The organism is Komagataeibacter xylinus, from assembly GCF_031081985.1.
Classification (GTDB): Bacteria; Pseudomonadota; Alphaproteobacteria; order Acetobacterales; family Acetobacteraceae; genus Komagataeibacter; species Komagataeibacter xylinus_E.
The window spans coordinates 115,687-138,662 of the sequence record NZ_JARWSK010000002.1 but is presented as its reverse complement, the minus strand read 5'-3'; the positions used below and the strand labels follow the sequence as shown (position 1 = coordinate 138,662).

21 protein-coding genes and 1 other RNA gene are annotated in these 22,976 nt (G+C 65.1%); 16 read left to right on the top strand and 6 right to left on the bottom strand.

All coding sequences use genetic code 11. From position 1 onward, the window contains the following. Positions 1-12: 12 nt before the first annotated feature. Together QEG70_RS04460 and thyX are read right to left on the bottom strand one after the other, a co-directional pair. On the bottom strand, positions 13-747 hold the full coding sequence (locus QEG70_RS04460) for an MlaA family lipoprotein (protein ID WP_308719858.1): 735 nt from the start codon (positions 745-747) through the stop codon (positions 13-15). A 419-nt stretch (positions 748-1,166) separates the two neighbouring features. Next, positions 1,167-2,123 carry an FAD-dependent thymidylate synthase gene (gene thyX / locus QEG70_RS04455; protein ID WP_308719857.1) on the bottom strand — a complete coding sequence of 319 codons (957 nt, stop codon included), beginning with the start codon at positions 2,121-2,123 and terminating at the stop codon, positions 1,167-1,169. A 163-nt stretch (positions 2,124-2,286) separates the two neighbouring features. On the opposite strand from thyX, the gene ssrA reads away from it, so the two are divergent. The 4 genes from ssrA (at position 2,287) to QEG70_RS04435 (ending at position 5,600) form a co-directional block, all read left to right on the top strand. Then, positions 2,287-2,609: a transfer-messenger RNA gene (ssrA, locus tag QEG70_RS04450) on the top strand. 192 nt (positions 2,610-2,801) lie between these two features. Further along, positions 2,802-3,386 (top strand): SspB family protein, encoded by a 585-nt coding sequence (locus QEG70_RS04445; RefSeq protein WP_308719566.1) that lies wholly within the window; start codon positions 2,802-2,804, stop codon positions 3,384-3,386. Between the two features lie 104 nt (positions 3,387-3,490). Beyond that, positions 3,491-5,143: a fumarate hydratase gene (locus tag QEG70_RS04440; RefSeq protein ID WP_308719565.1), complete on the top strand. Its 1,653-nt coding sequence runs from the start codon at positions 3,491-3,493 to the stop codon at positions 5,141-5,143. Between the two features lie 64 nt (positions 5,144-5,207). Continuing rightward, complete coding sequence (locus tag QEG70_RS04435) at positions 5,208-5,600, top strand: VOC family protein (protein ID WP_061272305.1); 393 nt, start codon at positions 5,208-5,210, stop codon at positions 5,598-5,600. Positions 5,601-5,663: 63 nt separating this feature from the next. Here QEG70_RS04435 and QEG70_RS04430 read toward each other — a convergent pair whose 3' ends face one another. Together QEG70_RS04430 and QEG70_RS04425 are read right to left on the bottom strand one after the other, a co-directional pair. Further along, positions 5,664-6,158 carry a kinase inhibitor gene (locus tag QEG70_RS04430; RefSeq protein ID WP_308719564.1) on the bottom strand — a complete coding sequence of 165 codons (495 nt, stop codon included), beginning with the start codon at positions 6,156-6,158 and terminating at the stop codon, positions 5,664-5,666. Between the two features lie 62 nt (positions 6,159-6,220). Continuing rightward, positions 6,221-6,448, bottom strand: coding sequence for a hypothetical protein (locus QEG70_RS04425; protein ID WP_061272309.1), 228 nt, complete (start codon positions 6,446-6,448; stop codon positions 6,221-6,223). A 342-nt stretch (positions 6,449-6,790) separates the two neighbouring features. Here QEG70_RS04425 and queA point away from each other — a divergent pair, with 342 nt between their 5' ends. The 5 genes from queA to QEG70_RS04400 are packed head-to-tail and all read left to right on the top strand — an operon-like array spanning position 6,791 to position 11,211. Further along, positions 6,791-7,849, top strand: a complete 1,059-nt coding sequence (gene queA / locus QEG70_RS04420) for a tRNA preQ1(34) S-adenosylmethionine ribosyltransferase-isomerase QueA (RefSeq protein WP_308719563.1) — start codon at positions 6,791-6,793, stop codon at positions 7,847-7,849. Beyond that, positions 7,846-9,006, top strand: coding sequence for a tRNA guanosine(34) transglycosylase Tgt (tgt, locus tag QEG70_RS04415; protein ID WP_308719562.1), 1,161 nt, complete (start codon positions 7,846-7,848; stop codon positions 9,004-9,006). Before queA ends, tgt begins: the two co-directional genes overlap by 4 nt. Continuing rightward, a complete protein-coding gene (queG, locus tag QEG70_RS04410; protein ID WP_308719561.1) occupies positions 9,006-10,073 on the top strand; it encodes a tRNA epoxyqueuosine(34) reductase QueG in 1,068 nt (355 codons plus the stop codon). The genes tgt and queG overlap by 1 nt, the downstream gene beginning before the upstream one ends. Continuing rightward, positions 10,070-10,369 (top strand): ribbon-helix-helix domain-containing protein, encoded by a 300-nt coding sequence (locus QEG70_RS04405; protein WP_308719560.1) that lies wholly within the window; start codon positions 10,070-10,072, stop codon positions 10,367-10,369. Before queG ends, QEG70_RS04405 begins: the two co-directional genes overlap by 4 nt. A gap of 26 nt (positions 10,370-10,395) precedes the next feature. Further along, on the top strand, positions 10,396-11,211 hold the full coding sequence (locus QEG70_RS04400; RefSeq protein WP_308719559.1) for a TerB family tellurite resistance protein: 816 nt from the start codon (positions 10,396-10,398) through the stop codon (positions 11,209-11,211). 138 nt (positions 11,212-11,349) lie between these two features. Here QEG70_RS04400 and QEG70_RS04395 read toward each other — a convergent pair whose 3' ends face one another. Further along, a complete protein-coding gene (locus QEG70_RS04395; protein ID WP_308719558.1) occupies positions 11,350-12,477 on the bottom strand; it encodes an Mrp/NBP35 family ATP-binding protein in 1,128 nt (375 codons plus the stop codon). Positions 12,478-12,699: 222 nt separating this feature from the next. On the opposite strand from QEG70_RS04395, the gene QEG70_RS04390 reads away from it, so the two are divergent. The 4 genes from QEG70_RS04390 to QEG70_RS04375 all read left to right on the top strand — a co-directional run bounded on the left by QEG70_RS04390 (position 12,700) and on the right by QEG70_RS04375 (position 18,126). Continuing rightward, complete coding sequence (locus QEG70_RS04390) at positions 12,700-13,851, top strand: OpgC family protein (protein ID WP_308719557.1); 1,152 nt, start codon at positions 12,700-12,702, stop codon at positions 13,849-13,851. A gap of 80 nt (positions 13,852-13,931) precedes the next feature. After that, positions 13,932-15,491: a DegQ family serine endoprotease gene (locus QEG70_RS04385; RefSeq protein WP_308719556.1), complete on the top strand. Its 1,560-nt coding sequence runs from the start codon at positions 13,932-13,934 to the stop codon at positions 15,489-15,491. Between the two features lie 5 nt (positions 15,492-15,496). Beyond that, positions 15,497-16,642 (top strand): FUSC family protein, encoded by a 1,146-nt coding sequence (locus tag QEG70_RS04380; protein ID WP_308719555.1) that lies wholly within the window; start codon positions 15,497-15,499, stop codon positions 16,640-16,642. 17 nt (positions 16,643-16,659) lie between these two features. Next, a complete protein-coding gene (locus QEG70_RS04375) occupies positions 16,660-18,126 on the top strand; it encodes a mannitol dehydrogenase family protein (protein WP_308719554.1) in 1,467 nt (488 codons plus the stop codon). A gap of 22 nt (positions 18,127-18,148) precedes the next feature. On the opposite strand, the gene QEG70_RS04370 is transcribed toward QEG70_RS04375, so the two are convergent. Further along, on the bottom strand, positions 18,149-18,658 hold the full coding sequence (locus QEG70_RS04370; protein WP_308719553.1) for a GNAT family N-acetyltransferase: 510 nt from the start codon (positions 18,656-18,658) through the stop codon (positions 18,149-18,151). A 132-nt stretch (positions 18,659-18,790) separates the two neighbouring features. Between QEG70_RS04370 and QEG70_RS04365 the strand changes: the two genes are divergently transcribed. The 3 genes from QEG70_RS04365 (at position 18,791) to mdoH (ending at position 22,933) form a co-directional block, all read left to right on the top strand. Then, positions 18,791-19,135: a winged helix-turn-helix domain-containing protein gene (locus QEG70_RS04365; protein ID WP_308719552.1), complete on the top strand. Its 345-nt coding sequence runs from the start codon at positions 18,791-18,793 to the stop codon at positions 19,133-19,135. A 136-nt stretch (positions 19,136-19,271) separates the two neighbouring features. After that, positions 19,272-20,777, top strand: coding sequence for an OpgD/OpgG family glucan biosynthesis protein (locus QEG70_RS04360; protein ID WP_308719856.1), 1,506 nt, complete (start codon positions 19,272-19,274; stop codon positions 20,775-20,777). Continuing rightward, the gene (gene mdoH, locus QEG70_RS04355) at positions 20,765-22,933 is read left to right on the top strand and encodes a glucans biosynthesis glucosyltransferase MdoH (RefSeq protein WP_308719551.1); all 2,169 of its coding nucleotides are present in this window, start codon (positions 20,765-20,767) and stop codon (positions 22,931-22,933) included. Before QEG70_RS04360 ends, mdoH begins: the two co-directional genes overlap by 13 nt. Positions 22,934-22,976: the final 43 nt, after the last annotated feature.

Sequence of the window (22,976 nt, the reverse complement as noted above, 5' to 3'; positions counted from 1 at the left end):
GTCCCTTTTTGGTTATTTCGTGTGGTACCAGTCAGGCACGGTGGCCCGATGGTCGTTCTTTATGGCTTCGGCCAGGGCCTTGCGCTGCTGCTGGTAGGCGCTGCGGATGGTGGCGTAGGGGTCGAGCGAATCCTTCATCACCTGGTCAAGCGCATCGACATTGGTGGCCATGCCGTTGATGGTGCCCATGATGTTATAGGCCCAGTTGAAGGTCAGCAGCCCGTAGCCGCGCGGCACGTAGTTCCATGGCGAGAGGCCCACGTCGATGCCGTAGCCGATGCCATCACGGAAGGAGGACGGGCCAAGCACCGGCAGGAACAGGTACGGCCCCGAAGGCACGCCCCATGTGGCCAGGGTCAGGCCGGCATCGTTGTCATGATGCTTGTAGCCTGCGTAGTTCGCCACATCGATCAGCCCGCCAATGCCGACCGTCATGTTGATGCACCAGCGCACGAAGGCGTCACCCGCGCGGCGGGGCTTGCCCGCGCCCACGTCGTTGAAGAACACCACCGGCTCGTTCATGGTCTGGTACAGGCCGCCAAACGCGTTGCGCAGCGGGCGCGGCACGGCCCAGATATAGGCCTTGGCCACCGGGCGCAGGGTGTATTTGTTGGCCCACATGGTAAGGTTGAAGGCCTTGCGGTTCAGCTTTTCGTAGCGGTCGTTGGCTTCCTTGTATTCAGCCAGGGCGTCCGGGTCAGTTGGCGGCGGGGCCGCGCATGAGGCAAGCCCCAGCAGGCCCAGCATCACCCCCACGACGCGCAGCGCCGGACGGCGCAGGGACGGGAACGGGCGGGACGACCAAGAATTCGATCCTGTCTCTGCGCGCATACTCGTTTCCGCTTCCCTCTGTCTTTGCTTCACCGTCATGCAGGCATGGCGGGGTGGCCCAATGTGTTTGCAAGAATCCTGAACCGGGCGATACCGCCCCTTTCTCGCGTCACTCTCTAGCATGGGATGGCTGTTGTGCAATCCGCTAGCCCGATGATGAGGGAAGATTGTGGCTGCCCTGCAGGATGCACATGGGGCTGAACCCGGGCCGGATGGCCCTGGAACAAGGGGATGCTGGCAGAATTGCCGCGTTGGGTGTGACGTAAAATCCACATCCCCTCAACGCCACCGCAGCGGAGCAGTGGCACCAGATCACGCTTTGTTGAACGCACCCATCAGCCCTGGCGGACCAGCCGGGGCGCGATTTCGGGGAACATCTCGGCCAGCTCGCGTGCTTCGCGCTTGCTCAGCCCGTGGGTTGCGGGGTCGATGTCCTGCCCGCCCATGGCCGTGCGCAGCACGCGCAGCGCCGGGCCGGACAGCAGCACGGCGTCGCGCATGTAGTCGGTAAATGCCTCGTAGGTGAACGGCGCCCATTTTTCCACGATCTGCAGGATGGCGTCGGCATAGGCGCGGATTTCGTACTGGGCATGGCTGTCGGCGCGCAGCCGCAGGAAATGCAGCAGGTTCCACAGGTTAATCTGCCAGTAGAACTGCGTCATGATATTGACCGGCAGGTTCATGCGCGCAAGTTCGCGGGCGATGGCGGGGCGGTTCGGGTCGCGCTTCTCGCCGTTTTCATCCTCGTTGAGCAGGTCGAGGTAGTGGTCATAGCACCGCGCGGCGTCATCGCGCAGGATGTCGAGCACCTCGGCTGCCTGCTCGGGCGGCAGGGCATTGGCGCGGCCCTGCTTGTTGTTGGTGGACTGGGCGGCAATGTCCTCGGGGCGGGGGAAATAGAATTCCTTCTCCAGCACCGAATAGCGCGCCGAGTATTCATTGATGCTGGCGGTGCGGTGGCGGAACCACTGCCGCGTGACGAATATGGGCGCGCGCACATGCAGCTTGATCACGGCCAGCTCGAACGGGCTGGTGTGGCGGTGGCGCATGAGGTAGCGGATCAGGCCCCGGTCATCGGACGTGCTGCGCGTGCCCTTGCCGTAGGAGACGCGCGCCCCCTGCACGATGCCGCTATCGCCGCCCATGTAGTCCACCGCGCGCACGAAGCCGGTCTCGAGCACGGGAATGGGCGAATACAGCACATCTTCCACTGCCGGCACGACAAGGCGGCGGGTCTGGGCCCATCCGGCGCGGGCTGCCTCGATTGCCGATTTCTGCTCGCTGGAAAACATGTGTCCTACCGCCTCGCTCATATGCATCACCACAGGGACGCGGGCCATACCATATCCATGCAGGCCTGTCCTAGGGGCGTTTTCCTATGCAGCCATCACGGCGGCATCATGGCGCATGGGCGGGGCGGGGGCCAGCCGTTGTGCCCGCCATGGCCTGCAGCCGCCCCTTGCCAGATGGGGGGTGAACACCTATGTTGGTAAGTGCCGGAGGGGCTTGCCCCTTGGCTATGGCGATAAACGGCGCGTGGAATAAGTGTTGTGGACCCGGGGGCGGTACCCGGCGTCTCCACCAGTTTCCCCCAGATGGGGGATATGGGGACGAAACAGGCTCGACACGCATGGTAAAGACCCGCCTTTTGCCCGGCATTGTACCACCGTTATCGGGCTAAATCACAAGTGCCAACGATAACTCAGAGGTGCTCGCTGTCGCTGCATAAGCGATAAGCGCGGTTCGGGAGGGCACCGGGCAACAGAAGCCCTCCCACTTATTCTTCTGCTCATGTTAGGTTGATGACGCGGTATCCGCTTCGTGAAGGGATGCCGCGCGCCCGTGGCTTGCCATGCCATGAAGTTTGACGCACAGCTTGGTGCTGTGGCACGGCGTGGTCCGAACCCGCATGTCTGCAAAAATCCGTTCCGGGTCAGCATTGCCCGGGCGGATGTACGGAGAAGTCCGAAATGTCCGATGATCACGACGAGGAAAACGGTTTCGATGCCGCCATCCCCGACAGCCTCATGCCCTATGATTCCTGGATCGAGGATTCATACCGCCATGTCATGCTGCGCGCGCTTGATTATGCCGCAGCCCACGGCCTGCCCGGCGATCATCATTTCTACCTGACATTCAGGACCGACTGGCCAGGCGTTGAAATGCCCGACCGCCTGCGCGCGCAGTACCCCCACGAGATCACGATCGTGCTCCAGCACCAGTTCTGGGATCTCAAGGTTGACCGCGCGCGCCAGATTGTCTCGGTCGGGCTGTCATTTGGCGGCATTCCCTCCACGCTGGTGATTCCGGTGGCCGCCATCTCAGCCTTCGCCGATCCGCATATCCGCCTTGCCCTGCGCTTCAGCGTGCCCGAGCAGCCGCCCGTGGCCGCCGTGCCCGAGGGCGAGAACGTGGTGCCGGTCATGCCCGCAGCCGCCGCACAGGTGGACGCACCCGCAGCGCAGGAAGGCGAGGGGGAAAAGGACAGGGGTGAAGGCTCGCAGGTCGTAAGCCTTGCAGCCTTCCGCAAGCGCGGACCGGGCGGACCGGGCTGAGCCACATTAACCATCCGGGTGCGCCGGATGCACCGGACGCGCCCTGATTCCATAACGCCGCCACCCGGAACCAATCCGGGGGAAAAGGCAGAGGAGAGTGTCCGTTGAACGTATCCGCACCCGCGCGCAAGCCATTCGTGTATGGCCCGCTCTTTCCGTTGCATGATGATGACACACCGTGGAAGAAGCTTGAGATCGAGGGCATCACCACCTCGACCCTCGCGGGCCGCACGGTGGTCCATATCCGCCCCGAGGCGCTGACGGCCCTGGCCGCCCGCGCCTTCAACGACGTGGCGCACCTGCTGCGGCCGGGCCATCTCGCACAGCTTGCCAAGATCCTCAAAGACCCCGAGGCATCGGAGAACGACCGCTTCGTGGCGATGGACCTGCTCAAGAACGCCTGCATCGCGGCCGGTGGCGTGCTGCCCATGTGCCAGGATACCGGCACGGCCATCGTGTACGGCAAGAAAGGCCAGCGCGTGTGGGTGGATGGCAATGAGGAGGAAGCCTTCTCGCGCGGGGTGTATGATACCTATACCGGCACGGCGCTGCGCTATTCGCAGATGGCCCCGATCTCGATGTTCGAGGAAGTGAACACCGGCACCAACCTGCCGGTGCAGTTCCATATCTCGGCCACACCGGGCGACTACCATGCCGAGCAGATGGACCTGATGTTCATCGCCAAGGGCGGTGGCTCGGCCAACAAGACCTTCCTGTTCCAGGAAACGCGGGCACTCCTTTCGAACAAGGAAAACCTGCTGAAATGGCTGGATGGCAAGATCCGCACGCTCGGCACGTCTGCCTGCCCGCCCTACCATCTTGCCGTGGTGATTGGCGGCATGTCCGCCGAGCAGAACCTCGAGACCGTCAAGCTCGCCTCCACCCGCTGGCTCGACAGCCTGCCCACCGAGGGCAGCGCGCACGGGCATGCCTTCCGTGACCTTGAGATGGAAGCGGAAATCCACAAGCTGACCCAGCGTCTCGGCATCGGCGCGCAGTTTGGCGGCAAGTATTTCTGCCACGACGTGCGCGTGGTGCGCCTGCCGCGCCATGGCGCCTCGCTGCCGGTGGGAATCGGGGTGTCGTGCTCGGCTGACCGGCAGGTCAAGGCGCGGATTACGGGCGATGGCGTGTTCCTTGAACAGCTCGAGACCGATCCCGCCCGCTTCCTGCCCGAGACCACGGATGACGACCTTGAGGGCGAGGCGGTGCAGATCGACCTCAACCAGCCGATGGACGAGATCCGCCGCAAGCTCTCACAATACCCTGTGCGCACGCGCCTGTCGCTGACCGGCACGATGGTGGTGGCGCGTGACATCGCCCATGCCAAGTTCCGCGAACGGCTGGAGAAGGGCGAGGGCCTGCCGCAATACCTCAAGGACCACCCCGTCTATTACGCTGGCCCCGCCAAGACGCCCGAAGGCATGCCCACCGGCGCGTTCGGCCCCACCACGGCAGGCCGCATGGACAGCTATGTGGCCATGCTGCAGAAGGCCGGCGGCTCCTATGTCATGCTGGCCAAGGGCAACCGCTCCAAGGCGGTGCGCACTGCGTGCCACGAATATGGCGGCTTCTATCTCGGCTCCGTCGGCGGCCCCGCAGCCCGCCTTGCGCAGGACTGCATCCGCAAGGTCGAGGTGCTGGAATACCCCGAACTGGGCATGGAAGCGGTGTGGAAGATCGAGGTCGAGAATTTTCCGGCCTTTATCGTGATCGACGACAAGGGTAATGATTTTTATGATGGCCTGACCGGCTGAGACGTTACCCCATGGGACGTCCGGCCTGCCCGTCGGGCCGGACAACCGAAGGTTAGGGAGCGCCATGCGTTTTACCGTCGATCGTCTTGACCACCTTGTGGTGAGTGTGCGGGACCTTGAGGTCTCGGCCTCGTGGTACCAGCGCGTGCTGGGCATGGAGCGCGAGGAATACGGGCGCAACAACCGCACGGCGCTGAAATTCGGCGGCCAGAAGATCAATCTCCGCCCGCATGGGGCCGAGGGCTGGGTCACGGCGGAAGATGCGCTGCCCGGCACCAATGACCTGTGCTTCACCACCGCGCTCAACAGCGTGGACGTGATTGAACACCTGGAAAAATGCGGCGTGCGCGTGACCGAGGGACCGGTGGCCCGGCTGGGAGCACTCGGCCCGGTCACCTCGGTTTATTGCCATGACCCGGATGGCAACCTGATCGAGATCGCCTCGTATCAGGGGTAGTAACGGATAAAAGCTTCAAAAAACGCCGCCTTTTTGAAAAAAGGCGGCGCCCGGAAACGTCTCTTATTTCGGCTTCTTGCCATACACGGCAGTCAGCCTGGCCGAGCCAAGGCTGTGCTGGTTGATCACGAACCCCACCATTGCACCCGAGGCATCGTTCGGCAGTTCGATCTGCGCAATGTCGAGCGCGTGGATGGTGAAGATGTAATGGTGGTCCGGCCCCGGCGGGGGAGCCGCGCCGCCATACACGTTGCCGCCAAAGTCGGTGCGCGTCATCTCGGCATGTTCGGGCAGGCTGTTGTCGCCCGAGCCAGCGCCCGCGGGCAGTGAAGTGACATCAGCAGGGATGTTGATGACAACCCAGTGCCACCAGCCCGAGCCGGTGGGTGCATCGGGGTCATACATGGTGATGGCGAAGCTCTTGGTGCCCGCGGGCGGGTCCTGCCATGCCAGCGGCGGCGAGATGTTGCCGCCGCAATAGCCCATGCCCTCAAACACCTGGGCTTCAGGCAGGCGGTCGCCATCCTTGAAGGAGCGGCTGGTCAGTGTAAACGTCATGTGAATTTCCTGCTTTTCGTGCCGTGCTGGCGCGAATAGGGGGAGGGTAATGGCGCCGGGAATTACCAGTTCTGGCTGATGAGCCAGAATTCTTCCGAGGTCAGGGTAATGACCTGGTCGTTGTTCTTGCTCTCGGCGGCGGCGCGGGCCAGGGCCTCGATGCGCTGGATCATGATGGTCTTGCGCTGGTGGGCCTCGCTGCGGTCCTTTTCTTCCACCGTTTCGAGCACATGCAGCGCGGTCTTGCAGGCGCGGGCAATACGGACGGCATCAAGGGCGGCGTAGGACATGAACATAACTCCATAAATTTCGCGGCATCCGGCTGCGCCGGGTGCGGGCGGGAACATTCCCGTGCGGGAATCGCTGCCGCATTGTGGCTTTCCCCGCTGCGTCTGTCCAACACCGCCATGCAGCAGGCGCACGAAGCGTATTGAAAAATGGAATAAAAGTTTCCGGGCGCCGCCTTTTTTCAAAAAGGCGGCGTTCCTTGAAGCTTTTTGAAAAAAGCTTCACCAAAAACTTTTCCATGATTTGCGGCATATGCCGTGATCAGGCGTTTTCAGCAGTTTCTTTGTAAGGGCCATGAGAGTTCATGCTGGCAACCGGAGTGTGGATTCCGTAAAGGGGGCCGCATGACGGATCTGGTTTCTGATTTCGACTTCACCCTCCCGCCCGCGCGCATCGCCGACCACCCGGCCCGCCCGCGTGACAGCGCGCGCCTGCTTGAGGTGCCCACGGCAGGCCCCTTCATCGACCGCCACGTGCGCGACCTGCCGGGCTGTCTGCGGGCAGGCGATATTCTGGTGGCCAATGACACGGCAGTCATTCCGGCCCAGCTTGCCGCCATGCGCGGCGAGGCGAAGATCGGCATAACACTCGACCGCATCCTGCCCGATGGCTCATGGCATGTGCTCGCCCGCAACGCCCGCCGCCTGCGGCCGGGTGATACGCTCACCTTTGGCCGCAGCGCGGTTACGGCGGAGGTCATCAGCCGGGGCGATGCGGGCGACGTGACCCTGCGCTTCAGCGCCGAGGGGGCAGCCTTTGACCAGTTCCTGCATGATGCGGGGCAACTGGCCCTGCCGCCTTACATCGCCCGCCCCGATGGCCCGACCGAGGAAGATCGCAAGGACTACAGCACCATCTTCGCCCAGCACCGGGGCGCGGTAGCCGCCCCCACGGCGGGGCTGCACTTTACGCCCGACCTGCTGGCCGCACTCGACAGGGCAGGCGTGATTCGCCAGACCCTGACGCTGCATGTAGGCGCGGGTACCTTCCTGCCCATGCGCAGCGACCAGATTTCCGCCCACCGCATGCATGCCGAGCGCGGCACCATCTCGCCGCATGCAGCCAAGCGCATCAACGCCGCGCGGGCGGCAGGCGGGCGGATTGTGGCCGTGGGCACCACCTCGCTGCGCCTGCTCGAGAGTGCAACGGACGAGAACGGCATCGTCCACCCCTTTCATGGCGAGACGGCCATCTTCATCAAGCCCGGCTACCGCTTTCGTGCGGTGGACATGCTGCTGACCAATTTCCACCTGCCGCGCTCCACGCTGTTCATGCTGGTCTGCGCCTTTGGCGGCTACCACCGCATGCAGGCGGCCTATGCCCACGCCATTGCCAGCGGCTACCGCTTCTATTCCTATGGCGATGCCTGCCTGCTGCACCGCACCGAGGGAGACCTGCCATGACCACTTTCCGCTGGCGGCCCGAAGCGCGCTCCGGCCACGCCCGCGCGGGCTGGCTCGACACCGCGCATGGCACGGTCGCCACCCCCACTTTCATGCCCGTGGGCACGGTTGGCACGGTCAAGGCCATGACGATGGACAGCGTGCGTTCTACGGGCGCTGGTATCGTGCTGGGCAACACCTATCACCTCATGCTCCGCCCCGGCGCCGAGCGGGTGCGCCAGCTTGGTGGCCTGCACCGCTTCATGGACTGGCCGGGGCCGATCCTGACCGATTCGGGCGGGTTTCAGGTCATGTCGCTTGGCCCGCTGCGTAAGCTTGATCAGGACGGCGTGACCTTCCGCTCGCATATTGATGGCTCGAAGCATCGCCTCACCCCCGAGCGCTCGACCGACATCCAGCACGCGCTCGATGCCACCATCAGCATGTGCTTTGACGAATGCCCCGCCCTGCCCGCGGCCCCGGAGGTGATTGCCCAATCCATGCGCATGTCGATGCGTTGGGCCGAGCGGTGCCGCACGGCCTTCGTGCAGCGGCCCGGTTACGCGCAGTACGGCATCATCCAGGGCGGTACCGAGCCGGAACTGAGGGCCGAGAGCGTGAAGGCGCTGACCGGCATCGGCTTTGAAGGCTACGCCATTGGCGGCCTTGCAGTGGGGGAAGGGCAGGAACTGATGTTCTCCACCCTTGAGGCCACCGTGCCGCTCATCCCCGATGGCAGCCCGCGCTACCTGATGGGCGTCGGCACGCCCGATGATCTGCTTGGCGCGGTCGAGCGCGGGGTGGACATGTTCGACTGCGTCATGCCCACGCGGGCGGGGCGCACGGCGCGCGCCTATACCGAGCGTGGCACGCTCAACATCCGCAATGCCCGGCATGCCAGCGATTCGCGGCCCATCTCGCCGCATTGCGACTGCCTGGCCTGCTCACGCCACAGCCGCGCCTACCTGCACCACCTGTTCCGCGCCAACGAGATGCTGGGGCCGATGCTGCTGACATGGCACAACATCGCCTATTACCAGCGGCTGATGCGCGGCATGCGGGCGGCCATTGTCGATGGCACGTTCGAAGCCCATGCCGCCCACCTGCGTGCTCAGTGGGCAATGGATGACTGGAGTGGGGATGAAATGCCCTTTCCCGACATTCCGCCCGTGGCCTGATGGCACAGGCGTCGCCTGATCCGGCCCGCCTTGCGGCCCGCATTGAAGCCCATGCGCGCGCGTTGGGCTTTGATGCCGTGGGCTTTGCGCCCGCGCGGCTGGATGATGCGACGCGTGCCCGCCTTGCCGCCTTTGTGGAGAACGGATTTGCGGGCAGCATGGGCTGGATGGCCGAGCGCATGGCCCAGCGCGGCGACCCTCGTGGCCTGTGGCCCGAGGTGCGCAGCGTCATCGCGCTGGGGCTGAACTACGCGCCACAGGGCGACGCGCTGGCCACCACCCGCGTGCCTGATGCGGGCAATATTTCCGTCTATGCCCGTAACCGCGACTATCATGACGTGGTCAAGGGCATGCTCAAGCATCTGGCGCAGTTTGTGGTGAACGAGGGCAGGCGGGCGGCCTGTGAGGCGCAGGTCAAGGTGTTTGTCGATACCGCTCCGGTCATGGAAAAACCGCTGGCGCAGAATGCGGGGCTGGGCTGGCAGGGCAAGCATACCTCGCTGGTATCGCGCCAGCACGGGAGCTGGCTGTTTCTGGGCGAGGTCTATACCACGCTCGACCTGCCGCAATCCGCGCCATCAGGCGGGGGGTGCGGCAGTTGCACCCGCTGCCTTGACGCCTGCCCGACCGATGCCTTTCCTGCGCCTGGCGTAATGGATGCGCGGCGCTGCATTTCCTACCTCACCATCGAGAACCGCGACCCGATTCCCGTAGAACTGCGCCCGGCCATGGGCAACCGCATCTATGGTTGCGACGACTGCCTTGCCGTGTGCCCGTGGAACCGCTTCGCGCAGGCGACCAGCCATATGAAGCTTGCCGCGCGCGATGACCTGCATGCTCCGCCTTTGGCAGAATTGGCGGCGCTGGATGATGCGGGGTTCAGGGCGCGTTTTTCCGGCTCGCCCATCAAGCGCATTGGCCGCAACCGGTTCGTGCGCAACGTGGCGGTGGCCATTGGCAATAGCGGGCAGGCTTCCCTTCGCCCGGCAGTCGCCCGCCTGTGCAATGACCTTGATCCCGTCGTGGCCGAGGCCGCGCGGTGGGCCACGCTGCGGCTGCCCGCATGAGCGCGCCGCCCGCCATGCCGCTGCCCGCCCAGCGCGGTGCCAGGATGCTGCAAAAGCGTAGCCTCAACCTGTCGGGTCACCGCACCTCCGTGGCGCTGGAGCCGGAGTTCTGGCATGCGCTGCACCTCATTGCGCAGGCACGCGGGCTTGCCCTCGCAGCCCTCGTGGGGCAGGTCGATGCCGCACGCCCCCCCGACCGGCCCCTGGCGTCTGCCCTGCGGGTGGAGGCATTGCGCGAATGGATGCCAGCCCTGCCCGAAATGGCTGGTACCGACAGGCAAGATCAGTTGGGTTGACCGGGCAATCGTGCTAACATCGGGGCATGGCGATCTGGGGCAAGATTTTTGGTGGCGTTGCGGGGTTCGCGGTTGGCGGCCCCATGGGCGCTGTGGTGGGCACGGCGCTCGGCCACGCGGCGGATAACGGCTCGTTGCTGGAAACCCCGGCAGGTGGCTGGACCGATCGCTGGGGCCCGCGGCTCAATGCCGACCCCAACGGCGCGGCCACCTTCATGGCCGCCAAGATGGCAGCCGCCATGGGCAAGCGCGACCAGTTATACGGGCTGGTCATCATCATCCTGTCCGCCAAGGTGGCCAAGTGCGACGGGCCGGTGAACCGCGCCGAGATCGACGCCTTCAAGCGCCGCTTCCACCTGCCCCCCGAGAACATGAAGGAAGTGGGCCGCCTGTTCGACAGCGCCCGCCAGCGCACCGATGACTACAAGGCCTTCGCTTCCGAACTCGGCCGCGCCTTTGCCAACAAGACCGACATGCTTGAAGAGGCACTCGCCGCGCTGTTCGTCATCGCCCGCGCCGATGGCGAGGTGAACATACGCGAGGAAGCCTTCCTGCGGGGCGTGCACAGGGCCTTCAACCTCAGCCCCGGTGCGTGGGACCGCGCGCGCGAAGGTGGTGCCCGCCCCGGCGTGAGCGAAATCGACGCCTATGAGGTACTGGGCGTTTCACGCGATGCCAGCAATGACGAAGTGCGCGTGGTCTGGCGCCGCCTCGTGCGTGAGCACCACCCCGATGTGCTGTCTGCGCGTGGGGCGAGCGAGGCCATGCGCGCGCAGGGCGAGGCCCGGATTGCCCAGATCAACGCGGCATGGGACCGGATCAAGCGGGATCGCAAGCTGTAGTTTGTGTAGTTAAGCGGTTCTTTTTTGTAAAAAAGAACCAAAAAACTTCTGATTTTTAAAAATAGAAGTTTTTGGTGAAGCTTTTTTCAAAAAGCTTCAAAAAAGGCCGCCCCTGAAATAAAGGCGGCCCTCAAGGCTTCATTTCTTTTTGTCCAGCAGGCGCCGCAGCGTAGCCCCCACCGTATGGGCCAGCGCGCGATAGGCCAGGCCTGCCGGGCTGTCAGGCGCTGCGATCACGATGGGCGCGCCCTCATCGGCGCTGGCGCGGATATCGGCCAGCAGCGGGATCTCGCCCAGAAAGGGCACGCCCATCTTTTCGGCTTCCGCCCGTGCCCCACCGTGGCCGAACAGTTCGGTGCGGTGGTTGCAGTTGGGGCAGCAGAAATAGGACATGTTCTCCACAACGCCCAGCACCGGCACGTTCATCTTCTCGAACATGGTCACACCGCGCCGCGCATCGAGCAGGGCAATGTCCTGCGGGGTGGAGACGATAATGGCCCCGGCCAGCGCGGTTTTCTGCGCAAGGGTCAACTGGGCATCGCCCGTGCCGGGCGGCATGTCCACCACCAGCACGTCCAGCGCGCCCCATTCCACATCGCCCAGCAACTGGCCAATGGCGCCCATCACCATCGGCCCGCGCCAGATCATGGCCTTGTCCTCTTCCACCAGCATGCCGATCGACATGGCGGCAATGCCCCATTTATGCGGCGGGATCAGGCGGCCATCGCGCACTTCGGGCTGGCCGTTCACGCCCATCATGCGCGGCAGGGAGGGGCCATGCACGTCGGCATCCATCAGCCCCACCTTCAGCCCTTCCAGCCCCAGACCCACGGCAAGGTTGACCGCCGTGGTGGACTTGCCCACGCCCCCCTTGCCCGAGGCCACGGCAATCACCACGCCCACGCCTGCGGGCAGCGGGCCGGTGGGCGCCTTGCCTGCCTTACCCCCGCCAAGGTTGAGCGGGCGGTGGCCGCCGCCTGCCGCAGGCGCGGGTGCTGTGGGGGCCGGGGCAGGGCGGTGCGCGGTCAGGATGACACTGGCCCCCGTGCTGCCGGGAACCGCACCAACAAGGGCGCGTTCGAGTGCGGGTAGCAGGGATTGCAGGCGTTCGGCCCGCGTGCGGTCGGTCGCAATGGCGACATGGAGCACGCCGTCACGCATCATGAAGGCATCAAGGCTGCCCAGTTCCGCAACGCTTGCGGCATGATCGTCCGTGCGCACCTGTCGCAGCACGGTTTCTATGGTTGCCCGGTCGGGACTGGTCATGGTTGCGCTCCCTGCTCTCTCGCCCGTGCGGGTATAGAAGGGCCGGGGCAGGGTGGTCGAGTCATGAAACGGTGCGCAGGCGGCATTGGCGCGCCATGACAGTGCTGCGGGGCATCCCTGCCATGATGAGAATGGCTTGCGATCCGATTTGCTGCTTTACGCTCATCGGGCGCCGCCGGGTCATGGTCCGGGCGCATCGTGTTGAGGCAGGCAGGGAGCATCATGGGCATTTCCAGCGAGCGGGCGCAGGCCCCGCACCGGCGTGACCACCGTATCGACGCCCTGCGGGGGGCTGCACTCCTCATGATGTGCATCGACCATATCCCCCAGAACTGGCTCAACCGCTTTACCATGCGCAATATCGGCTTTGCCGATGCGGCGGAGGTCTTCGTGCTGCTCGCGGGTTATGCCTCATGGCTGGCCTACGGGCGGGCCTTTGCCAAAAAGCCGGTGGTCGCGGTTCTGGCGCGCATCGGGCGGCGGTGCTGGCAGCTTTATGTGTTCCAGATCGTGATGGTGGTGGTGTGTATCGCGACCATCCGAATCTGGCGGCATTTCTGGCCGGTGCCGGTCGATTTTTTAGAGCCGGAACTGGCGCATGGGCTGGATTCGGTGTGGCGGGTGCTCTCGCTCGTGGCGCTGCCGGGCAACCTCAACATCCTGCCGCTCTATATCGTGCTGCTGCTGGGGTTCGCCCCGCTTTACGCCCTGCTGCGCGGGGTGGGCACGCCGGTGGTGCTGGGGCTGAGTGCTGCGGTGTGGCTGGGGGTGAATTATGACCCGCGGCTGAACTTTCCCAACTGGCTCGACCCTGATGGCTGGTATTTCGACCCGCTGGCCTGGCAGTTCCTGTTTGTGCTCGGCGTGTGCGCGGCCCGGGTTGCGGGGCGGCATGATGGCAGCCTGCCGCGCTCGCGCCTGCTTGCGGGGCTGTGTGCGCTCTACCTGATATTTTCCGCCGTGCAGTCCTTTCCGTGGACGGACTGGGGCTTTGCCGATCTTAGGCCCGTGGTCATGGCGCTGCCGGACAAGATGATCCTCTCGCCGTGGCGGCTGGTTGATGTGCTGGCGCTGTTCTACCTCGTGCAGTCCTCGCCACGCGCCACCGTGTGGGCCGGTACGCGCTTTGGCCAGCTCATGGCGCTGTTTGGCCGCCACTCGCTGGAAATTTTCACCGCAGGCACGCTGGTCGACCTGTACGGGCGGCTGGTGCTGACCAGTTTTGGCACCGGGTGGGTGATGCAGGTGGTGGTGAACGTGGCGGGATTTTACGTGCTGCTGGCCGTGGCAAGGGTGAAGGAGCGCCAGCGCGTGGCGGCAAGGCGGGGCAGGGCGGCCTCCATGCCCGCGGCCGCCCCGCTGTGCCGGGGCTGAAGCTGTGGTTTCCGCCCCTGTGAAGGGCGTGATATAGGTGCCCGTCCGATCGATCCCGTTCAGCAGGATGTATGAGCCCCATGTCCTTTCGCGCCGCAGTCTTTTCCCGATCCTGCCTTGCCATGGGGCTGGTCACGGCCCTTGGGGGCCATGCCGCCCGCGCGGCCGATCCCGCCCCGGCTTCAACGCCCGCGCCCGCAGCACCGCTGCGCCTGCCCGGCGAGGGGCGCAACATGCCCGACAGCTTCGCCGACCTCGCGGCCCGGCTGCTGCCCGCCGTGGTAAACGTCTCCACCACCGAGATGGTCCGCCCCGGCGAGGACGATGACGACGGCGATGATGGCGATAGTGCGCCCCAGGTGCCCAACTTCCCCGAAGGCTCGCCGTTCGAGAAATTCTTCCACGACTTCATGAACCGCCAGGACAGCCCCAACGCGCCGCCGCGCAAGATGCAGGCGCTGGGCTCGGGCTTCATCATCGACCCTTCCGGCGTGGTCGTGACCAACAACCACGTCGTGCGCCATGCCGACCAGATCACCATCACGCTGCAGGACAATACCGTGCTCAAGGCCCGGCTGCTCGGCCATGACGACCGCACCGACCTTGCCGTGCTGAAGGTGGACAGCCCCAAGCCCCTGCCCGCCGTGCCGTTTGGTGATAGCGACCACGCCCGCGTGGGCGACTGGGTGCTGGCGATCGGCAACCCGTTCGGCCTGTCGGGCACGGTGACGGCGGGCATCGTCTCCTCGCGCGGGCGCAATATCGAGCAGGGGCCGTATGATGACTTCATCCAGACCGATGCGCCCATCAACAAGGGCAATTCCGGTGGCCCGCTGTTCAACCTGCGCGGCGAGGTGATCGGCATCAATACCGCCATCTACTCGCCTTCGGGCGGGTCGATCGGCATTGGCTTCTCCATCCCGTCGGCCGAAGCGCAGGGCATTATCGAGCAGTTGCGCCATCATGGCCGGGTCACGCGCGGCTGGATTGGCGTGCGCATCCAGGACGTGACGCAGGAAATTGCCGATGGCCTGGGCCTGCAAAGCCCCCACGGCGCGCTGATCGCGGGCGTCGAGCCCAAGGGGCCTGCGGCGGTGGCGCACCTGCAGACGGGGGACGTGATCCAGAGCCTGAACGGCAAGGATATTGATGGCCGTGCCCTGCCGCGCCTCGTGGCCGAGCTTGCGGGGGGCAGTGTCGCGCATATGGGCATCTGGCGTAAGGGCCAGCAGATGAACGTGGCCATAACCATCGGCGCCCTGCCCGAGGAAAAGACCGACAAGGCCGACAGCAAGCCCGCCAGCAAGAACCCCGCCCAGGGCAGCCTGGCCATTGCGGGCATGGGCTTTACCGTTGGCGAGATCGACGATATCGCCCGCCAGAAATACAACATGGCCGAAGGGCAGAAAGGCGTGCTGGTCACGGGTGTTACCGATGACAGCGCCGCCGCCGAGCGCGGCCTGCGCCCCGGCGATGTCGTGACCGAGGTGCAGCAGTCGGCCGTCAACACGCCCGCCGACCTGCGCCGCCAGATCGACGCCGCCCGCGCCCAGCACCGCAAGACCGTGCTGTTCCTGGTGCAGAACGCCGATGGCCTGCGCTGGGTGCCGTTCCCGCTGCCTGAAGGGGGCGGGCACTGATCTGCATGCCTGAACGCCTGAAGAACCTCTTCTATTCCATCATGGGGCCGGGTACGTGGCGGCAGGTCGTGCGGATGAATGTCTCGCTCATCCTGTCCGGCATCGTCGCCACCATCATCCATCTCGATGAGCCGGTCTGGGCGCTCATCACCTCGGTCATCGTCATTACCCAGAGTCGCCTGACGCAGACACTCTCGACAGGGCGCGAGCAGATCGTGGGCACGCTGATCGGGGCGGCGGCGGGCATGTCCGCCATTGCGCTCGAGCAGTACACCTCGCTTTCGGTGGGCATGGTGTTCTGGGTCATGCTCATGCCGCTTGCCGTGCTGGTGGCGCTGCGGCCCAAGATGCGGGTGGCCATTGTCACGCTCATGGTGGTGCTGCTGTTCCCCGCCACGGGCGAGCCGTTTTCACGGCCGCTGCAGCGCATCGCCTCGATCATGACCGGGGTGGTGGTGTCGTTCGCGGTGTCGTTCTTCGTGCTGCGCGGCGAGGCGCGGCGCGAGGTGCTGGGCAATGCCGCAAGCCTGCTGCGCCGCCTGTCCGACCTGCTTTCGGGGGCGTTGCACAATCACCCCGACCACGATGCGCTGGCCACCATCGACACGATGTGCCGCTCCCTGCTGCAGGACATGAATGACGGCGTGCAGGAGGCGGAGGTGGAGCACCCGTCCTCGCTGGCGAAGCACGACCCGCTGGTGCTGCGCCTGCCGGGGCTTTTGCGCCGCATCCGCTCGGATGCCATTTTCATCGCGCGCGCGGGCACCGAGGGCGAAACCGCCCATACGGGCGATATCCTGGCCCGTGAGCGTGACATGCTGGTCGATGTGCTGGGTCAGATGGCCGCGCGGTGCGACATGCTGGCCAAGACCCGCCGGGGCCACGCCTTGCCCGATGATGACATGCGCCCCCTGCTTGACCGGCTTGAACAGCCGGATGGGGAACACTGGACCCCTGTCATGCGTTTCGCTGTTGGCCTGCTGCATGCCGACATGCGGCTGGCCGTGCGGAATATCTGGTCGGACGGGCGCACGGATGATGGTCCGTTCCCGCTTGATGGCCACCCGATGGTGGCCGAGGCCGGATTCGAGCCCGAGGGCAAGGCTGCGTCCGTTCCCATGCCGGAGGGTCGCGCCCGCCCCACATCCTGAAGGAGCGTAGAAACACCATGCTGAATGCAACAACCCTCACCACCCTTCCCGCTGGCGTGCAGGCGCTGGCCTACAGGCGTGAGACGGTGGGGCGAGGGATCGTTCATTTTGGCGTGGGCAATTTCTTTCGCGCGCATGAGGCGTGGTACGTCAACCAGTGCCTCGGCCTGCCGGGGCAGTCGCAATGGGGCATCGTGGGCGTGGGGCTGAACGGCGGCCCGCGCGGGGAGGCCAAGGCGCGGCAGTTCCAGCAGCAGGACTGCCTGTATTCCCTGACCGAGGTGGCGGCCGATGGCGCGCGCACCATCTCCATCATTGGGGCGCTACGTGAATACCTGCTCGCCCCCGCCGACCCCGAGGCCGTGCTGGCCCGCCTGGCCTCACCCGAGACCCGCATCGTCAGCATGACGATTACCGAAGGCGGCTATAACATTGATGAGGAAACCGGGCAGTTCCGCCTTGATGAGGCAGGCGTGAGCGCGGACCTTGCCCATCCGCGCAGCCCGGCCACCGTGTTCGGTTACGTGGTGGAGGGGCTGCGCCGCAGGCGCGAGGCGGGCCTGCCGCCCTTTACCGTGCTCTCATGCGATAACCTGCGCAGCAATGGCCATGTCGCGCGGACGGCCTTTGTGGGCTATGCCCGCGCGGTTGACCCCGATCTGGCCGACTGGATCGAGGCCAACGTGACCTTTCCATGCTCCATGGTTGACCGCATCACGCCCGGCGTGGACCGGGCCACGCGCCAGGCGCTGAACGAGGCCAGCGGCCTGGATGACGACCTGCCCGTGCTGGCGGAGGATTTCAGCCAGTGGGTGCTGGAGGACAATTTCTGTAATGGCCGCCCCGCGTTGGAAAAGGCAGGCGTGCAGTTTGTGGATGACGTGGCGGGCTATGAGCAGGTGAAGGTGCGCATGCTCAATGCCGGGCATATCCTGCTGGGTGCCGCGGGGCTTCTGCTGGGCTACCGCTATGCGCATGAAGCCGTGGCGGATGCCGACCTCGAGCGCCTGGTCAACGCCTACTGGATGCATGATGCCATGCCCCAGATCGACGCGCCCGCTGATTTTGATCTTGATGTATATCGCAGGCGTCTGCTCAGCCGTTTCTCCAACCAGGCGGTGGCCGATACGCTTTTGCGGATCTGTAGTGATGGGGCCTCGAAAGTACGTGTGTTCTGGACCGATACGGTGCGCCGCTCGCTGGAGAGCGGGCATGACCTGGGCCGCATCGCCTTCGGCATTGCCGCCTATCTGGAAATGCTGCGCGGCCGTGACGAGAAGGGCGACAGCTACGCCCCGCTCGAACCCACGCTCGATGCCGATGACATGGCGCTGGTCAATGAGGCCAATCTTGCGGCAGCCCTTGCCCTGCCTGCCTTTGATGGCTGGCGCGATATGGATTCGATCGCACTCGATGCCGCTGTGGTCAAAACGCGCCATGCCATTCGTGAACACGGCGTGCGGGCGGTGATGCAGGCGCTGTAAAAGGGTTTTGGCGCAGCGTGTTTCAAAACGCTTCAGGGCATGTATTGTTTTGAAATATGTCCACTGCCCGGCGCATGGGGCAGGCATCCGCGCCATAGCTTGTGGTAATGGCGGCGGGCACGTCAGGTATTGGCGCAAACCCCAGATGCGCCCACAGCGTGCGTGCCCCTTCCGCCGCCATCAGGGCCAGCCATTGCACGCCATGCAGGCGTGCCTGCGCGTTGAGATGATGCAGCGCCGCATGGGCATGGCCCTGACCGCGCAGGGCAGGATCGATTGCAATATCATGCAGATACCAGCAATCGGGACAGTGCGGCAGGCGGCCAAGATGGGTATCGAGCCTGGGCGGGTGGCTCATGCGCCACGGGTGGCTCAGCATGTAGCCGCCCACCTGCCCGTTTTCCCTCAGCAATACCCGGCAGCCCGCAGGGCACAGCCTGCGGCGTTCATCAAGCACGTCCGCCCGTTCGGGGCAGCCGGGGTGCAGGCGGGCGGCAAGCGCCACCACCGCGGGCAGATGGCCCGGCTGCATCGGGGCCCATGAAGCCGAAGGTCGCCCTGGTGAAAGCACTGCCTGGCGCATGATGGGAAAAATCCATTCCAGATAAGGATATTTCAGGTAGAAGAGGCCATTATCATAGCGGCTGCCGGGAGTATGGAAAACATGACACAGATGCGCCTGACCTTGCGGCTCGACGCAAATGGCACGCCCCTGCTCGGGCATGGCAAGATCCGCCTGCTCGAACAGATTGGCGAGACCGGCTCGATCTCGGCTGCGGCGCGGGCCATGGGCATGTCCTACCGGCGCGCGTGGCTGCTGGTCGAGGCGATGAATACCACCTTTGCCCGCCCGCTGGTCAGCGCAAGGCCGGGTGGCGGTGGCGGGGCTGGCCTTTCAGCGGAGGGCGAGGCGGTGCTGCGCCTGTACCGTGAAATCGAGCAGGCCGCGCGCGAGGCCGTACGAGGCCCCCTTGAAACATTGGCAGGTATGTGTTCACCCACGCCGTGAAAAAGCCATCAGCATTGTTGATCACGGTTTGTGGCATAAGTGTCTTTGCCCAGTGGTAAAAAATAAAGAATAGTGTGTCAGCACTTCTTAAAAGAAGAACGGACTGGAGTTGAATTAGGTGTTACGACGTCATTTCATGAAAGCGGGCACGGCCCTGTCCGCCCTGTCGGTCGTGGGGTTTGCCGCGCCACGGGCGGCGCGGGCAACCCAGAGCAGCAATTTTGATTCCAACACGGTTCGTACCCTGGCCCATCAGTTGTCGCAGCAGGCTTACCAGCCGCCTTCCCAGTCATTGCCAGCCCCCCTGCGCAACCTGAATTTCGATCAGTACAATTCCATGGCCTACCGCCCTGAGCAGGCATTGTGGCATGGCGAGAATCTTGGTTTTGAGGTCGAGTTCTTTCCCCGTGGCTATCTGTACGCGCCACGGATCGACATGAACGAGGTGGTTGACGGCCAGAGCCGCCCCATCGCCTTCAACCCCGACATGTTTACCTTCAATGACCCCGCCCTGCGCGTGAATGATGATATCGGCTTTGCCGGGCTACGCCTGCGCGCGCCCATCAATACGCCGGGCGTGATGGAGGAGTTCTGCGTCTTCCTTGGTGCATCCTATTTCCGCGCCGTGGCCAAGGGGCAGACCTATGGCCTGTCCGCCCGTGGCTTCGCCAATGGTACCGGCGACCCGACGGGCGAGGAATTTGCCCTGTTCCGCGCCTTCTGGCTGGAAAAGCCCAAGGCGGGCGTGGATAGCGTGGTGCTGCATGCGCTGCTCGACAGTCCCTCGCTCACCGGCGCGTTCCGCTTTACCATCCGCCCCGGCGAGACCACGGTGTTTGACGTGCAGTCCTCGCTTTACCCGCGCAAGGCGATTGCCGAATCCGGCATCGCCCCGCTCACCGGCATGTTCTATTTCGATGCCAATGACCGCTCGCGCGTGGATGACTGGCGCCCCGCCGCCCATGACAGCGAAGGCCTTTCCATGTGGACGGGCAGCGGGCAGCAGTTATGGCGGCCGCTGCGCAACCCGCGTGACCTGCAGTTCTCCGCCTTTACCGATGTGCGGCCGCATGGCTTTGGCCTGATGCAGCGCAAGCGCGCCTTCACCGATTTTGAGGACGTGGCGCTGAATTACGAAAAGCGCCCCTCGCTGTGGATCGAGCCGATCGGGGACTGGGGGGCAGGTGCTGTCGACCTGGTGGAGATTCCCACCCCCAACGAGGTCAATGACAACATCGTCTCGTTCTGGCGTCCGCAGGAGCCGCTGGCCGCAGGCCGCGAATACGTGTTCACCTACCGCATGTACTGGGGGTGGGACACGCCATGGCCCACCAAGCTCGCGCGTATCGCCGCAACCCGCGTGGGGGATGCGACCGATGATTCGCATACGCGCTTCTTCGACCTCGATTTTACCGGTGCACCTTTTGACAGGCTGCCCGACAACCCGCACTTCCACCTGCAATGCCGCGCCTCGGCGGGGGAGATACGCAATGTGGTGGTCGAGCCGGTCGAGCCCATCCATGGCTGGCGCAGCACGTTCGAGTTCGCACCCGGTGATGCCAAGGTTGCGGAACTGAACTGCGTGCTGGCCGATGACAATGGCCCCGTATCGGAAGAATGGGTCTATCGATGGACGCCGTAGGGGCACCACCGCGCCCGGCCCTGCCGCCTGCCAGCCTGCTGCCGCAGGGCTGGGCCGCCCTGCCGCCTCCAGCCCCGCTCGACATGCCCGTGTGCGCGCTCGAAGCCGAGCCCGACCGGCATGGCCGCCCTGCGGTGCCCGCCACCCAATGGCGGCTGATCGGGCTGCGGCGGCTTCTGGTGATTGGTGGTGCCGTGGCCATGACCGGCATGGCCGGTTACGAGATGGACCTCGTGTTCAATGCCGTGCAGCGCTCGGTGGCGGGCATGGTCATGCTGCTGCTGTTCGTCATGCTGTTTTTATGGATCGCGCTGGCCTTTACCTCGGCGCTGGCGGGCTTTGCCTCCATGCTGGCGCATGGCGGGCTGGGGCTTGGCATCAGGCGCAGCGGCGCGCTGCCGCGGGTCACCACCCGCACGGCGCTGCTCATGCCCACCTATAACGAAGATCCGGGCCGGGTCATGGCCGGGCTGCGCGCCACTATCGACAGCCTGGGCGCAACGCGGCAGGAACGCGCGTTTGACGTGTTCATCCTGTCCGACACGACTGACCCCGACATCTGGGTGGCGGAGGAGGCCGCCTACATGGCCCTGTGCCGCGCCACGGGCTGGGGCGGGCGGCTGTTCTACCGCAGGCGCGCGGTCAATACCGACCGCAAGGCCGGTAATATTGGCGAATGGGTGCGCACCTATGGCGCGGCCTACCAGCAGATGATCACGCTCGATGCCGACAGCGTCATGTCCGGCGACGTGATCGTGCGCCTGACCTCGGCCATGGAAAACAACCCCGGCGTGGCCCTGATCCAGTCCCTGCCGGTGATCGTGAACGGGCGCACGCTGTTTGCGCGCATGCAGCAGTTCGCAGGCCGCGTGTATGGCCCGCTGATTGCCCACGGCATTGCCTGGTGGCACGGGTCGGAGGGCAATTACTGGGGGCATAACGCGGTCATCCGCACCGCAGCCTTTGCCGAGCAGGCGGGCATGCCGCACCTGCCGGGCCGCAAGCCCTTTGGTGGCGCGATCCTGAGCCATGACTTTGTGGAAGCCGCCCTGATGCGCCGTGGCGGCTGGGCCATTCACATGGTGCCCGCCCTGATGGGCTCCTATGAGGAAAGCCCGCCCTCGCTGACCGATATCGCCATCCGAGACCGGCGCTGGTGCCAGGGCAACCTGCAGCACGCCAAGGTACTGCCCGCGCGGGGGCTGCACTGGGTCAGCCGCATGCACATGCTCATGGGCATCGGCTCCTATGTCACGGCGCCGCTATGGCTGATCTTCCTGCTCGTGGGCATTGTGGTGTCGTTGCAGAACCGCTTCTACAAGCCGGAATATTTTGGCGATACCAAGCTGCTCTACCCGCACTGGCCGCATGTTGACCCCGTGCAGGCGGAATACATGTTCATTGGCACCATGATCGTGCTGCTCGCCCCCAAGATCCTGGCCTATGCGCTGCTGGTCATTGATGGCCCGCTGCGTCGGGGTTGCGGCGGCGCGATCATGGCGGCGGCCTCCATTCTGGTCGAGACGCTGATCGGCGGCCTGATCGCGCCGATCGCCATGATAATCCAGACGGCGGGCGTGCTGTCCATCCTGCTTGGCCGTGATTCCGGCTGGAACGCGCAGCGGCGTGATGCGGGCGGGTTGCAGATCATGCAGAACGTGCGGCTGTACTGGGTGCATACGGCGTTGGGCATTGCGCTGGCGGGAGCGGCGTGGAGCGTGTCGCTGCCGCTGTTCTTGTGGATGCTGCCGGTCACGCTGGGGCTGGTCTGTGCCATTCCGCTGGCTGCCCTGACCGGTAGTGAAGCCGCAGGCCAGGCCCTGCGCCGCGCGCGGCTGCTGCTCATCCCCGAGGAGACGGACCCGCCGCCGGTGCTGCATGAGGCCGTGGCCTATATGGGCCAGATGGCGGGCCACCCGATACAGGAGGCCATTGCTGCCCTGCGGGCCCGTGCGGGGCTTTTGCGGGTGCACGAGATCATGCTGCCGCCGCCGCGCAGGCGCGGCGACCCGATCAACCCGGCGCTGCTGGTGGGGCTGCTCAAGCTGCGCGAGGCCCCTGACCTGGCCACGGCGGTGCGTGAACTCAACCGGGCGGAAAAATCCGCCGTGCTGGGCAGCGCCGAAGGGCTGCACCTGCTGGCGCAACTGCCATGAAGGGGGCCGCCTTTTTTAAAAAGGCGGCATTCTCCTGAAGCTT